At 60.5% G+C, this 13,562-nt stretch carries 17 protein-coding genes and 1 pseudogene; 10 read left to right on the top strand and 8 right to left on the bottom strand.

Annotation, left to right across the window (positions count from 1 at the left end; translation table 11 throughout):
• Window positions 1-19: 19 nt before the first annotated feature.
• From trpD to lexA, 5 genes are all read left to right on the top strand, one after another.
• A complete protein-coding gene (trpD, locus tag ASC80_RS06430; RefSeq protein ID WP_056294109.1) occupies window positions 20-1,033 on the top strand; it encodes an anthranilate phosphoribosyltransferase in 1,014 nt (337 codons plus the stop codon).
• A 12-nt stretch (window positions 1,034-1,045) separates the two neighbouring features.
• Window positions 1,046-1,894, top strand: coding sequence for an indole-3-glycerol phosphate synthase TrpC (trpC, locus tag ASC80_RS06425; protein ID WP_056294106.1), 849 nt, complete (start codon window positions 1,046-1,048; stop codon window positions 1,892-1,894).
• Between the two features lie 202 nt (window positions 1,895-2,096).
• Window positions 2,097-2,606: a cyclic pyranopterin monophosphate synthase MoaC gene (moaC, locus tag ASC80_RS06420; protein ID WP_056294104.1), complete on the top strand. Its 510-nt coding sequence runs from the start codon at window positions 2,097-2,099 to the stop codon at window positions 2,604-2,606.
• A 105-nt stretch (window positions 2,607-2,711) separates the two neighbouring features.
• Window positions 2,712-3,932, top strand: coding sequence for a molybdopterin molybdotransferase MoeA (locus ASC80_RS06415; RefSeq protein ID WP_056294102.1), 1,221 nt, complete (start codon window positions 2,712-2,714; stop codon window positions 3,930-3,932).
• Between the two features lie 277 nt (window positions 3,933-4,209).
• On the top strand, window positions 4,210-4,920 hold the full coding sequence (gene lexA / locus ASC80_RS06410; protein WP_056294099.1) for a transcriptional repressor LexA: 711 nt from the start codon (window positions 4,210-4,212) through the stop codon (window positions 4,918-4,920).
• A gap of 185 nt (window positions 4,921-5,105) precedes the next feature.
• On the opposite strand, the gene ASC80_RS06405 is transcribed toward lexA, so the two are convergent.
• From ASC80_RS06405 to ASC80_RS06390, 5 genes and pseudogenes are all read right to left on the bottom strand, one after another.
• Window positions 5,106-6,191 (bottom strand): ComEC/Rec2 family competence protein, encoded by a 1,086-nt coding sequence (locus ASC80_RS06405; RefSeq protein ID WP_056294096.1) that lies wholly within the window; start codon window positions 6,189-6,191, stop codon window positions 5,106-5,108.
• Window positions 6,192-6,238: 47 nt separating this feature from the next.
• Window positions 6,239-7,372: a tyrosine-type recombinase/integrase gene (locus ASC80_RS06400; RefSeq protein ID WP_056294093.1), complete on the bottom strand. Its 1,134-nt coding sequence runs from the start codon at window positions 7,370-7,372 to the stop codon at window positions 6,239-6,241.
• A 26-nt stretch (window positions 7,373-7,398) separates the two neighbouring features.
• Window positions 7,399-7,587: pseudogene (locus ASC80_RS24720) on the bottom strand (helix-turn-helix domain-containing protein); the annotation flags it as partial.
• Between the two features lie 14 nt (window positions 7,588-7,601).
• Window positions 7,602-7,877 (bottom strand): hypothetical protein, encoded by a 276-nt coding sequence (locus ASC80_RS06395; protein WP_056294090.1) that lies wholly within the window; start codon window positions 7,875-7,877, stop codon window positions 7,602-7,604.
• Between the two features lie 256 nt (window positions 7,878-8,133).
• On the bottom strand, window positions 8,134-8,616 hold the full coding sequence (locus ASC80_RS06390) for a hypothetical protein (protein ID WP_056294088.1): 483 nt from the start codon (window positions 8,614-8,616) through the stop codon (window positions 8,134-8,136).
• Between the two features lie 292 nt (window positions 8,617-8,908).
• Between ASC80_RS06390 and ASC80_RS06380 the strand changes: the two genes are divergently transcribed.
• Window positions 8,909-9,313, top strand: coding sequence for a hypothetical protein (locus tag ASC80_RS06380; RefSeq protein ID WP_056294082.1), 405 nt, complete (start codon window positions 8,909-8,911; stop codon window positions 9,311-9,313).
• Window positions 9,314-9,402: 89 nt separating this feature from the next.
• Here the strand turns inward: ASC80_RS06380 and ASC80_RS06375 are convergent, their stop codons facing one another.
• The gene (locus ASC80_RS06375; RefSeq protein WP_244487193.1) at window positions 9,403-9,999 is read right to left on the bottom strand and encodes a hypothetical protein; all 597 of its coding nucleotides are present in this window, start codon (window positions 9,997-9,999) and stop codon (window positions 9,403-9,405) included.
• Between the two features lie 14 nt (window positions 10,000-10,013).
• Between ASC80_RS06375 and ASC80_RS06370 the strand changes: the two genes are divergently transcribed.
• From ASC80_RS06370 to ASC80_RS06360, 3 genes are all read left to right on the top strand, one after another.
• A complete protein-coding gene (locus ASC80_RS06370; protein WP_056294077.1) occupies window positions 10,014-10,316 on the top strand; it encodes a hypothetical protein in 303 nt (100 codons plus the stop codon).
• A 79-nt stretch (window positions 10,317-10,395) separates the two neighbouring features.
• Entirely contained in the window at window positions 10,396-11,418 is a 1,023-nt protein-coding gene (locus ASC80_RS06365) for a hypothetical protein (protein WP_056294075.1), read from the top strand.
• Window positions 11,419-11,474: 56 nt separating this feature from the next.
• Window positions 11,475-12,245, top strand: coding sequence for a hypothetical protein (locus ASC80_RS06360; protein WP_156464289.1), 771 nt, complete (start codon window positions 11,475-11,477; stop codon window positions 12,243-12,245).
• Between the two features lie 470 nt (window positions 12,246-12,715).
• On the opposite strand, the gene ASC80_RS06355 is transcribed toward ASC80_RS06360, so the two are convergent.
• Window positions 12,716-12,856, bottom strand: a complete 141-nt coding sequence (locus ASC80_RS06355) for a hypothetical protein (RefSeq protein ID WP_156464288.1) — start codon at window positions 12,854-12,856, stop codon at window positions 12,716-12,718.
• A gap of 149 nt (window positions 12,857-13,005) precedes the next feature.
• Entirely contained in the window at window positions 13,006-13,197 is a 192-nt protein-coding gene (locus ASC80_RS06350) for a hypothetical protein (protein ID WP_056294063.1), read from the bottom strand.
• A 107-nt stretch (window positions 13,198-13,304) separates the two neighbouring features.
• Between ASC80_RS06350 and ASC80_RS06345 the strand changes: the two genes are divergently transcribed.
• Window positions 13,305-13,517 (top strand): hypothetical protein, encoded by a 213-nt coding sequence (locus ASC80_RS06345; protein ID WP_056294061.1) that lies wholly within the window; start codon window positions 13,305-13,307, stop codon window positions 13,515-13,517.
• Window positions 13,518-13,562 lie beyond the last annotated feature (45 nt).

Here is a 13,562-nt window from a genome sequence, read left to right as displayed (position 1 = left end):
GTTCACTCAGGCGGTTGCTATGGACGACTTCAAGGCCATCATCGGAAAGGTCGCCACCGGCGCGGCGCTGTCGCGGGACGAAGCAGCCTCCGCGTTCGACCGCATGATGTCCGGCGAGGCGACGCCCTCGCAGATGGGCGGCCTGCTGATGGCGCTGCGGGTGCGCGGCGAGACCGTGGACGAGATCACCGGCGCGGTGTCGGCGATGCGCTCCAAGATGCTGCGCGTCACGGCGCCGGCCGATGCGGTCGACGTGGTCGGCACCGGCGGCGACGGCTCCGGCTCGGTCAACGTCTCGACCTGCGCCTCGTTCATCGTCGCGGGCGCCGGCGTGCCGGTCGCCAAGCACGGCAACCGCGCGCTGTCGTCGAAGTCCGGCGCGGCCGACGCGCTGGCCGCGCTCGGCGTCAATATCAACATCGCCCCTGATGATGTCAGCCGCTGCATCGCCGAGGCCGGCATCGGCTTCATGTTCGCACCGACCCATCATCCGGCGATGAAGAACGTCGGCCCGACCCGCGTCGAACTCGCCACCCGCACGATTTTCAACCTGCTCGGCCCGCTGTCGAACCCGGCGGGAGTTACCCGCCAGATGGTCGGCGTGTTCTCGCGCCACTGGGTGCAGCCGCTGGCGCAGGTGCTGAAGAATCTCGGCGCGACCTCCGCCTGGGTCGTCCACGGCTCCGACGGCCTTGACGAGATCACCCTCACCGGCCCGACCTATGTCGCGGCGCTGGAAGGCGGCGATATCCGCTCCTTTGAAATCACCCCGGCCGAAGCCGGGCTACCAAACGCCAGCGCCGAGGACCTCAAGGGCGGCGACGCCGAGGCCAACGCGGCTTCGCTGCGCGCCGTGCTCGAAGGCAAGCCGGGTGCGTTCCGCAACGTCGCGCTGCTCAATGCGGCAGCCGCCCTCGTTGTCGCCGGCAAGGCGAAAGACCTCAAGGACGGCGTCGCGCTCGGCACCAAATCGCTCGACAGTGGCGCCGCGATGGGCAAGCTCCAGCACCTGATCAAAGTTTCTCACGCCTGAGGGGCGGAATCGATGTCCGATATCCTCACCAAGATCGAGACCTACAAGCGCGAGGAGATCGCCGCTGCCAAGCGCACGCGCTCGCTCGCCGATATCGAGGCGCTGGCGAAGGCTGCCCCCGCCCCGCGCGGTTTCGCCGACGCCATTCGCGCCAGGCTTTCGCGCGGCGATTTTGCGCTGATCGCCGAGATCAAGAAGGCCTCCCCCTCCAAGGGACTGATCCGCGCCGACTTCGATCCGCCCTCGCTCGCCAAAGCCTACGAGGCCGGTGGAGCTGCGTGCCTGTCGGTGCTGACCGATACGCCGTCGTTTCAGGGCCACCCCGATTTTCTGGTTGCCGCCCGTGCTGCCGTGTCGCTGCCGGTGCTGCGCAAGGACTTCATGTACGAGCCGTATCAGGTTGTGGAATCACGCGGTTACGGCGCGGACTGCATCCTCATCATCATGGCCGCGCTCGACGATGGTGCCGCGAAGGAAATCGAGGACACCGCCTTCGCGCAGGGCATGGATGTGCTGCTCGAAGTTCACAATCGCGAAGAGCTTGAACGCGCCTTGAAGCTCCGCTCACCGCTGCTCGGGGTCAACAACCGCAACCTGCGCACCTTCGAGACCAGGCTGGAGACCAGCGAAGAACTGGCGCCGCTGATCCCGCAAGATCGCATCATGGTCGGCGAAAGCGGCATCTTCACCTCCGCCGATCTGGCGCGCCTCGCCAAGGTGGGCATGAACACCTTCCTGGTCGGCGAGAGCCTGATGCGGCAGGCCGACGTCACCGCCGCGACGCGCGCCTTGCTGGCACGGAACGGTAATGCTCGACGGGTCGTCCCGGCGCAGGCCGGGACCCATAGCCATCGCGGATGACGATGAAGCAGGATGTCACCTTCCCCTCTTGCCCCGGACGCGGCGCGGCATGGAATGCCGCTCCGCTGATCCGGGGCCGTTCCAGCTTCGGAGTTTGGAACGGTCCCGGTCCTGCGAAGCAGCGCGAGCGCATAACCGCGCTGATGCGCGCTGCATCGCGCCCGGGACACAGGCCTTGTCCAATCTCTGACCCAGAGCGCGCATGACCGTCAAAAAGACAAAAGCCGCACTGACCCACATCGACGCCAAGGGCGAAGCGCGTATGGTGGACGTCTCCGCCAAGCCCGCGACCGAGCGCACCGCAATCGCCGAAGGCCAGATCGTGGTCAGCAAGACGACGCTCGACCTGATCGTGTCCGGCAACGCCGCCAAAGGCGACGTGCTCGGCACCGCACGCATCGCCGGCATCATGGCCGCCAAGCGCACCTCTGACCTCATTCCGCTGTGCCATCCGCTGGCGCTGTCCAAGGTCACGCTCGACATTACGCCGGACAAGAAATTACCTGGCTGCATCGTCCGCGCCACGGTCAAGGTCACCGGCCCGACCGGCGTGGAAATGGAAGCGCTGACAGCGGTTTCGGTCGCCTGCCTCACCATCTACGACATGGTGAAAGCGGTCGAGCGCGGCGCGCGAATCGAGAATATCCGCCTGATCGAGAAGAAGGGCGGCAAGTCCGGCCACTACCGGGCTAAGGTTAGTTCAGACCGCTAGTACGGCTCCGAATATGTCGGGCCGGATGCTGGCTTCATTTTAAAGAAGGATCGCTCCGAACCGGCGCACACCGTTCGGACCGTGGCCTGACTGGAGCGAAACCCGATGGCGCTGATGCCGGTCGCCGACGCGCTTGCCGCGATTCTGTCAGACGCTCAGGCGTTGCCTGAAGACCTTGTCGCGCTGGATGAAGCGTTTCATCGCACGCTTGCGCGCGATGTCGCCTCGCTGCGCACCCAGCCGCCTGCCGCGATGTCGGCGATGGACGGCTACGCGGTGCGTGCCGCCGACGCGGTGCTCAATGCGCGGCTCACGGTGATCGGCGAGGTCGCGGCGGGACGCCCGCTCGGCGGTCCGCTCAGTGCGGGACAGGCCGCGCGCATCTTCACCGGCGGCGTCGTTCCCGACGGCGCCGACGCCGTGGTGATCCAGGAAGACACCACGCGCGACGGCGACGTCGTCGTCATCACCGAGGCGGCGAAACCCGCCGCCAATATCCGCGGCGCCGGTCTCGATTTCCGTGAAGGCGACGTGCTGCTCAGGCAAGGCACGCGGCTGACCGACCGCGACCTGTCGCTCGCCGCCGGAATGAACCATCCGCGCCTGCCGGTTCACCGCCGCCCGAAAGTTGCGGTGCTCGCCACCGGCGACGAACTGGTGATGCCCGGCACGATCCCCGGCCCCGGCCAGATCGTCTATTCCAACGGCTTCGCGATCCGCGCGCTGGCGCGCAGCGAAGGCGCCGAGGTCGTCGATCTCGGCATCGCGGGCGACACGATCGAGGCGACCGCCGAAGCGATCCGGCGCGGGCGCGACAGCGGCGCCGACATCCTCGTCACCACCGGCGGCGCGTCGGTCGGCGATCACGACGTGGTGCAGCGCGCGCTCAAATCCGAAGGCGTCGAGATGACGTTCTGGAAAGTCGCGCTGCGCCCCGGCAAGCCGATGATGCACGGAAGGCTCCATCGCCCGTCAGGCGTGATGCGCGTGATCGGCCTGCCCGGCAATCCGACCTCGTCCTACATCTGCGCGTTCCTGTTCATGGTGCCGCTGATCCGCGCGCTGTCCGGGCGCAGCAGCGTGGCCCACATTCCCGAAACTGCCATTCTCGGCAACGACCTGCGCGCCAACGATCAGCGCCAGGATTATCTGCGCGCGCGCCTCGAAACGCGGGCCGACGGCCAGGTGGTCGCCTCCACCGTGAGCCATCAGGACTCCTCGCTGCTGGTCAATCTGTCGGCTGCCCGCGCCCTGATCGTCCGCCCGCCGCACGCCCCTGCAGTTAAGGCCGGAGAGGCCTGTGCCATTCTCAAGCTGCCGGCTTAAGCCTTCCTGCTTCGTTCACTCAAAATTAACCGTTGCGGAACACATATGGAACATATAGTGTTCGTTCATGATTTGTTTCGAGTGACTCGCACATAACGGGACCGTCTCGGCGGACCAGACCGGCGAATCGCTTTCCGGACAGAGGTCGCAAGAACCGGGCTGATCGGGCCGGGCTGGTGCGGCGCACCGGATAGGCGGGCCCGGACGGACAGGTCTTGAGGCACACAACTTGGCGATGGCCGGGCAAGGACTGCCGGCCGAATTGGGGACTGCTCAGATGCTTACACGCAAACAATACGAACTCCTGCGTTTCATCAACGAGCGGCTCAAGGAAGCCGGTGTCCCGCCCTCCTTCGACGAAATGAAAGACGCGCTCGATTTGCGCTCCAAGTCGGGCATCCACCGCCTGATCACGGCTCTTGAGGAGCGCGGGTTCATCCGCCGCCTCGCCAACCGGGCGCGCGCCATCGAAGTCATCAAGCTCCCTGAACTCGGCCACAGCGGTGGCGGCAACGGCCGTCGCGGGTTCACCCCGAGCGTCATCGAAGGCAATCTCGGCAAGGTGCGCGGCAACACCACCCAGAACTCCGAGGACGACGGCAACCGCCCGGTCTCGGTGCCGGTGATGGGCCGGATCGCCGCCGGTACGCCGATCGAAGCGTTGCAGACCCGCAGCCACACCATCAGCGTGCCGCCGGACATGCTCGGTGCCGGTGAACATTACGCGCTGGAAGTGCGCGGCGATTCGATGATCGAGGCCGGCATCCACGACGGCGACATGGCGCTGATCCAGAAGAACGACTCTGCCGACACCGGCGATATCGTGGTCGCTCTGATCGACGAGGAAGAAGCGACGCTGAAACGCTTCCGCCGCCGTGGCGCGTCGATCGCGCTCGAACCCGCCAACACCGCCTATGAAGTCCGCATCCTGCCGCCCAACCGCGTCCGCATCCAGGGCAAGCTGATCGGGCTGTACCGGAAGTATTGAGGGCCGCATTTAGCGAGTTCGCCATTCGGATGCGATATCGCCCCGCACTTTGATGTCATCACCGGGCTTGTCCCGGTGATCCCGCTGCACAGTGCATCCCTGATCGAGATGGCAGGGGCATAGGCGAGCGGAAGCGACGCCGTTCTTCGAACGGCTAAGCCCGGCCATGACAACGAGAACGCCGCTTAATCTTCCGCCTGCAGATCGCTTTCCGCCGGGGTCGCATCGACCGGCCGCTGTGGTGTGCGCTTCGACAGACCTGTCCGTGCGGATCGCGCGGAGGAATCCTTCGCTTCCGCAATCGCCGGCGACCATGGCCGATCGACGCCGCGCGGATGGATCGCGCTGACGGCGTAGTCCGCCTCCGCACCGCTGCCGATCCGGCGCAGCGTCACTGTTCCCGATCTGTGCAATGCATCGCGATCGAATACCCGCGCCGCGCAATCCACCGGCGGCGGATAAGACGTGACGACAATCGTCGCCCGCGCGCAGTCGTCGGCGAGCGACTCGGGCTTGAGCGACATCGCAACGAGGCGTCCGTCCGCCGCCCGCACCACGCAGCCGGACTGGTCACACGACACGCCATCGTTCAGGCTGGTGTCGGCCGCCCCGCGCGGATCGGCGTCGGCTGACAGCCATTCGCGCAGCAGGAACGCATCCCTGCCCGCGCTCATGACATGCAGCCGCCCGTCGCCGCCGCGCACCGCGACATGGCGGCCATCGCCCGCGATCAGGATATCCGGCTGCGGCGCCGTCACCGCCCAGAACGTCGCGAGCGCGATTGCCGCCGCCCCGCACCAGCGCAGCCTTGAGCTCAGCAGGCCGAGGGCGACAATGCCCGCCGCCATCAGCAGCAACGGCCCGGTGCCGAACGCCGCCATCCGCCCGAGCGCGCCCGGCAGCGCCGCGACCCACTGCGTCACCACGATCATCCATTCGATGCCGACATCCATCAGCCGCCAGAAAATGCTGTCGAGGCCGAACGGGATCGCCGCGATGCCGAGCAGCCCCGCCGGCATCACCAGCACCGACACCACCGGCATTGCCGCGAGATTGGCGAGCACGCCATAGGGCGTGATGCGGTGGAAGTGAAACGCGGCGTAAGGCGTGGTGGCGAGACCGACGACGAATGACGCCAGCGCCAGCGTCGCGATCTCGCGCCCGCCCCACAGCGCGGCGCGCGCCACCTGCGAATTATCCGGCGTGGCGAACAGCTTCGGCATCCCGATCTGCACCAGCGCAACGAGGCCCAGCGTCGCCGCGAACGACATCTGGAAGGTTAGACGCTAGTTCCTGGATTACTTGTGAATTCATCGTTTTAACTGGCGTCCCGTAACTTACTCCGGGATTTTTTCCGGGATTCCGCGAGCCGTTCAACGGCCACGGCAACATCTTCGTCGAGCACATGCGCATAGCGCAGCGTACTCTTGATGTCCCGGTGATTGAGCGCCTTCTGGACCAGTTTCAGATTGCCGCTGTCCCGCAGAAGCTTCGTTCCAAAGTCGTGCCGGAAGTCGTGGAAACGGAAGTCAGCCACGCCAGAGATGGTGCGGAGGCGCTGCCAAGCCGTCTTAGCGCCCGCATAGGTCAGAGGGTATCGCTGGCCCCTCACCCGGCCTAAGCGCTTGTTGCCGTAGACAGCCACGTAGGTGAATACGAACTCGGGATGCTGGCCCTGCAATGGAAAGAGGATCTCGCGAACCGCTGGTGTGATGGGGAAAACCACGCGCTGGTCGCCTTTGCCGGTCCGTACAATCTGTCGGGCGCCGAAATCCACCTCGGACCATCGCAGTGTCACGCACTCGTTCAGCCGCATACCGCTGGCGCGAACGAAATCAAAAAACGGCGCGTAGTCCACACGCATTACGCTGTCGAATGCGTTGGCCTCCTCGATCTTCAATTCGCGGACGCGTTCCAATGGCTCAGAGAGCAATAAATCTTCCCATTTAGGCTCACTGTCGAACACGGCGCCCTCGGACCTAGCGAAGGTGAATAGCCGTTGCAGCACCTTTGTCGCCGACCGATTGACCGTGGCGTTAGATATCAACGGTAAGGCCTGTTCCTCTTCCTTGGTCCGCTTGCCGCGGCGGGAGACGCGCTGGCCGCGGCGCCATGCAACCAATTCCTTGGCTGCCTTGTGGTCGATCTCAGTCAGCGGCTTTGCCTTGCCAAAATACTCGATCAGGCGCGCGAGATTGGTCTCAGTGGCCTTTGGCTCCGAGTCGTATTGCGCGCTATCATTCCAGAGGCGATCGGCAACGTCATCAATGGCCAGCGACGCCTTGGACCGCCGCGTCGCCTTCACTAGCGCCTTGGCTTTCTCTAGCTCTGCAGCCTCGAACCTTTCCGCGTCTCGTCGAGTCGTGCATTTCGTGCTGCCATGAAACCGATGACCTTGGTGCTGGAAATCGTATTGGTAGTATGGCGAACGCTTGTCACGATAGACTGACACGGCACTTCCCTCCTGCGGCGGCGCTCAAGAAACTCTTGGATGTCTTGCTCTGCGTATCGCCTTCGTGGCCGCTTCTTTCCGCGCCCGACGTTGATGTAAGCAATTTCGCCGTCGTGAGTGAGCGCGGCGAGTTGGTCTTCAGTGATATTGAGTCTCACAGCCGCCTGCTCGGGTGTGAGCAAGCGGCTATTATCGTTAGCGTGACTAGGAGTCATGTTCAGGATGAGCGTTAAGCACCACCTGTCCTACGAGAGATAAATTCTTTGACATAATCGGTGGCGGATTCCGGAAGCCAAGAACGGCCTACACCGGCCATTATATCATTGTCGGCTTCTTGATCCTGAAGGTCAGCAAAGAGATCGTAATAAGCGTCGAGTACACTGGGTTCGATCGAGTCCACGGTTTCGGCCAACCGAGTGAAAATCTCGGCGCGAGGTTGGTCCCCCTTCGATTGAGCAAATTCAGATGCACCCTGGAATTGAAGCTTCAGTAGGTCATTTGACACGGTTTATCCCCATAAAATCCCGCTCGCCGCGCCACCATTGGCGCAAGCGTCTTCGTTGCCCCGCGAAGGGGCGTCAGTTTGATTTTTTCGGGGTGTCAGCGCGCCCCGGATAGCAGTTGAAGAGCTTTACCTCGCCAGCTTTCGCTGACGCACAAGCCGCCCAGAATGGCGCGCCGCTCGGAGAAATGGGTGGACGATCCGAGCGGCGCAAGGGGTGGGCTGCAACTTTTTTACGACTCGCCCATGAGCCATAGAATTATACCGCAGGCGCGCCGGCCCTATGCCATGCCTCGGCAGGTTGGTGCGGAAAGTACCGCGAGGCCAGTTGATCGTTACAGAAGTCCGCAAGGCCGTGGTCTCGCCGGTCAATCCCGTGGCTGCGCTCGATCCAGAGGGCCAAGCCTGCTGCGCGGCGCGCCATTCGATTCGACCATTCTTTGCAACGCTTCTCGTCCCACATATGGGCTTGGTCGACATCACCGGCCTCGTCATAGAGGAAGACGACCTGCGCAAGCGCATCAACCGCAGTTATCGGACGCACGTATGACATGTTGCGCATAGTGGCGTAGGCGGCATCGAATTCCGCATAATCGTCGGATTTGCCGTTGTTCTGTTTGTCTTCGAACGACGCCCAGAGACAACGAAAAAGCGAGAGCATCGCCGAACTAAGCGACTCCGGGATAACTTTGCGCGGTTCTGTTTGGGGGGCAACTTTCGGTGTAGTTTTGCGGATAGCCATGGCGCAGAAGATCCTTTCGCGTCGAGGTTAGAGCCGGTGCAGGCGTTCCAGCGCTTGCCCGGCTCGCCAATTTATGACATCATCAAACCATGAAGTCAATAATAGATAGCGCTAAAAAACGCAAAAAGGGACGCCCGCCAGTGGACTCCATCGCGGTCAACGTGCGCTTGCCTATGGACGCGGTTTCCGAGATAGACGACTGGCGCCGCCAACAGGAAGACCTCCCCGGCAGGCCGGAGGCAATAAGAAGGCTGGTTGAGTTGGGGCTGAGGGGGAGGACTAAGGGAAGCGCATGAAAGGAATGAAGGCAGTAATGGGATTAGGATTAGGCCTCGCCCTGTTTTCAACAGTGGCGAGCGCTTCCCCCATTACCTTGATCTGCACTGGCAGTCTGACCTTTGCAAAACAGGGATCGCAAAAGATTGAGAGCGAGACCGCAATTGTAGATTTCGATGCTGGGTCGTTTAAGCCCCCGCTATATCCAGCGCTGCCAATAACTCGCGTTGATGAATCGAGTGTCAGCTTTGGAAACGAACGGGCAGACGTCTCGACGCAGGGCGGCCTCGACCGCATATCCGGTAGTCTGTGGATGAATGTGATGAGTACCGCCGACCGAAAGAAGTTAGGGGTCGGAAAAGGTGCACAATTCATGGCCTGGATGTCGGGAAAGTGCGCGCCAGCAAAAAGAATGTTCTGAACAAAACCGAGTGGTACCGATAATTCCAAGTCTTGTTGCGCTTGGTTCGGGCAAATCCCGGCGATACTGCCAGGTTTCCGCCTCGACGGCTAAACCGCCCCTTTCCCTCGCACCGACTTCATTACAATCAAATGTTTCGGCCGCTCGGGATAAATGAATTCATCGCCGAGCATCCAGCGGCCGTTGAACTTGTCCCAGAATCTGATCGCGTCGAACTGCCGGATGAAGTGATAGGTGCACCAGCGTTTGCCCTCTTGCTCGAACACTTCGCCGGTAGCATCGAACGGCACATCGTTGAACCGGCAACATTCGCTTATGTCGTCATAGCGCTCGCGCGCAAAGAAGTCCTCAAGCGCGACGTGATAGGGATGGGTTGGCTTCCAGTATCGACGGTGCTGCACCACGGGGCCGCGCTCAGTGAAGGCCGGATTTTTGTTTAGAAGCTCAGGGATGCGCGCGATGGTGCCAGCGATCCGGCGGGCTTCATCGCTGGTCAGGTGACCTTGGCCGAAACTCCAATGCTGTAGGTCGTCCCGGCAATAGACGCTGGCGAGGGTCACGCCGTTGGAATCCTTCACCAGATAGCCGTGCTGGGTGACTTCCACCCGCCAAGGTGGTGGGAAACGGCGTTTTGGCTCTCTTGACAGCATGAGAACAAAATAAGAACATCGGCCAAGCTTGGTCAATGAGGAACCGTGCCATGCTGTCGGATATTCTCAGCGAACGCTTTCAATGGGCGTCGTACTGGTTTCTGGAAGGATCAGAATTTCGCGAACTTACCGATGAAGAGTCCGCAGCCGTGCACCGCTTCGAAAAGCTCAGCGAAACAATTGCTGCGATCCCGCTGCCGTTGCTTGAACATGCCGAGTGCCTGGCGCAGGCGAACGATGAAAAATTCAACGCCACGTTCGATCAGATGATTTCGCGGGTGGGACGGGGCTACTACCCGGACACCGCGGAAGAGTTTGTCAGGACGTTGAGCGGATTCCTTGAATCCGCTTAGATCGCACTGCGATACGAGCGGAGCATTGTGCGGGCATCCTAGGTCGCGCTAGGCTTGGTGCGGGTCTGGGGAGATTTGAATGAAAAAATCGTTCGGGGCGCTGTGCATCACAGCATGCCTTGTTGCGTTCAGCAGCGCGGTCGCCCGTGCCGACATATCGGAAGATCTAAAGTTCTGCTCAACTCTGAAAAATGGAAAAGAGCGTTTGGCGTGCTATGACGCTGCAGCGCGGATTGAGAAACGCCAGCCGGTTCATCTCCGCTCCTCGTCGCTGGCGCTGACCAGAAACACGGTCACCGTATCAAGCCCCAACATTCCGCTAAAGAAGGAGTTTGCGGGCGCTTACGTTGTGGGCGTGGGAGGCTACGACTTCGGTGGAGACAATCCGGGATCGTTGCCATTTGCCCCTCCTACCCTTCCTATGATGCAAGGTGCTTTAGTAGGCGCCGCTGCAGGTTGGAATTTTCAGAGCGAGAACATTTTATTTGGCCTTGAAGGGCGCGCCTTATACTCGATGTCCAAGGCGGAGCGTTCTGACTCGTTCGTCGGCACTCCGATTTCTTTTCCTTATTGGTCCGGCTGGTGCCAGAGCTTTGGCGATCCCTTCTGTACGACCAACGCCAGTGCACCGCAGTTTCCCTTTGGTTTCCCATACCGGTCAGCGTTCGCGCTCACCAACAAGCTCGAACGCACAGCTGCATTCGACGCGTCCGCGAGGTTTGGTAGCGTGATTGCCGACTCTCTAATTTACGCAAAATTTGGCGGCGGCGCCGAAATGATCAAGTCAACATCGGTGAGTGACAGCACAGCACGCCTGACCTGCAACAATCCAGTTAGCGTGGTTATTCCGACAGGTCCAGATTCCGGAGACGCTTACGTTGTAGGCTGCGGGTCGATCACAGGCGGTACGGTTTCCGTCAGAACGGCTAACACCATTCAGCCTTATCTCACTGTCGGCCTCGGCCTCGAAAAGAACTTCGGCAGACTGTTCGCGCGCGTCGAGGGCGAAGTTCAAACTCATTTTATGCCAGCCGGCATTAACGGGTTGGGAGCGGTCTATTACACCACTCAGATAACAGCCGGATTGGGCTACAGATTCTAAATGCCTGAACGTCTCAGTTTTGCCAGTTTGGTTTTTGCGCGATGACGAGAAAAAAGATGGACATTGCAATTTTTTGGCTTCCGCTGATTGGGGGCCTTTTACTCGGCGGCGTAGCGATCAGCGGATGGTATGGAGGGGATAAATCGTTTGGACTGTGGATTGGCTTCACAGGACTCATACTTTTCTTGCTTGTGGCGGCCATCCAAATTCAACAATTCATCTGGCAAAACGTAAATCAACCGGACATTGACCTGGTCGCCTCTACGCAACGAGCCGTACTGAAATGGAATCCATCGAAAGGTGAGGCTTTTACGATGTTTAATGAAGGCGATCAGTTACCTCGTGGGCACTGGGCCGTACCAAAGCTAAAGCTTAAAAATAAGAGCACCTATAATGCGCTGGATGCAAAGATATCGTGGAGTGTTGCCCCTTACGATCTACGAAAACTGTTAGAAAGCCCCTCGCTTCAAAAAAAGAATATTGCCGTACTACCAGGATCACAAGTGCAGGTAGGAAACACCATTTATGATGTAACTCAACGGCACGACTTACCGATTATTTTCATTACTCGTGACACTGATACGTTCATTCCGCTCAATATTTGGATCAATGCGGCGCTTTTCTTCGCGGCCAGCCTACCGCCAGAACCGGGATCTCACTCGCCGACGTACTTTCTTGATGCAGTGATTAGCTGGAATATTCCGGACGGTGGCCAACCAAAGCGCTTGCGAGTCAAGGCGACCGCTACAAACATGGGTCCTGCTGGGGGCCTGGACGACGAATTCAGTGCCCTCATTGATTTTGAAGTCGAACAAAGGCCGCAATAGTACGTCGGCCGATTCAAGCCACCCTCCTCAGCGCCCACTTCCTCGCCTTCTTCATTAGCCGTTCCCGCTTTAGCCGCGACAGGCCAGCGCCATCCCGCCCCGCTCGCCACTGCGCCCAAACAATCGGCTGCGGCTCGATTGGTCTCTGAGTTTTATGGCGACCCTGTCTGGTCCATAACCATCTCGATCAACTTGGCTATTTTATCACGCGTCAAATCCCCGGAATTAGAAATGTAAGGTTCAGCCTCTGGATCAAAAACAAACGGGATGCCTTTTGATGTTCCACTATCCCCCACGCGCGTAACTACAATGTTCCCGTATAACGTCGTAATGCTTGTGGGAGCACCATTTCCAATCGTGAAGGACACTCCTACCGGGCGATGATCATTGAGCCCGACCTGAGGAGCGAAAGAAAACTGATCGTCTCCTAGGTGGTGCTTAAGCTCATTCAAAAAGGGAATAACTTCGCGTTATAGCGCATCTTTGCAATACTCGATGTCAGCAGTTCGCTTTTCCGCATTATCGTTGGCAATTCCAGTTTGCCTTTCCCTTTCAGCGACGGCGGCCGCGATCTTCGCCTTAAATTTATTAGCCAATTCTTCAGCGTTCATTTTTGGCTCCAATTGGTCAGATATTCCTAGATAGCCTATCCCGGTCTGGCGCCCTGGCATCGGGCCGGACCATCAACCTGCGGCCAATGCGAAAGCGCGCGGGCCCGGCTCCAAAGATCGCCGGCATACCGCGCGCCCACGCCACCCGACTAGTGCCGGGCGTCAGTCGACTCCTTCCCGCTCTCGAACTCTTCCAACGCCTCTATGAGCTGGTAGTCGTCCAGCACATTAAAAAGTTCGTTGATCGTTCGCTCGGGATCTCGAAAGCCGGGCTCGACATACGCTGACAGGACAAGCTGAGCATCCCTCACCGCGGCGGCTATTCTTTGTTCGGGGGTCATACGCCTTACTCACTCAACGCAACGCTACTTACCCCCGAACGGTTTCGACCTGCTCTCGTTCCACGGGAGGCGCGGGAACATCGCAGAATAAGCGATGTTCTATCCTCATGTCTGACGCGCCTGACTATCTGATGGCCCACGCCAAGAGGACCCTGCTGGAGGCTCGCACACTCCCTCCAGGGCCGATGAAGTTTTGGCTGCGACGGATCGGTGGAATCTACCACCTGCTCGCAAAGCAAGGCGCATACTCGAATATCGAGTTCCTCAACGACTATCGGGCTGTAAAGCAGGTCGAGCACGATTTGCGCCGCCGCTCGTGATCTCCATGGAACCAACGGGCCCGCCCGCAATTGAATCGCGATTGT

It is taken from the genome of Afipia sp. Root123D2, assembly GCF_001425835.1.
Lineage (GTDB): Bacteria > Pseudomonadota > Alphaproteobacteria > Rhizobiales > Xanthobacteraceae > Afipia.
This window is presented reverse-complemented; position numbering and strand designations above follow the sequence as displayed.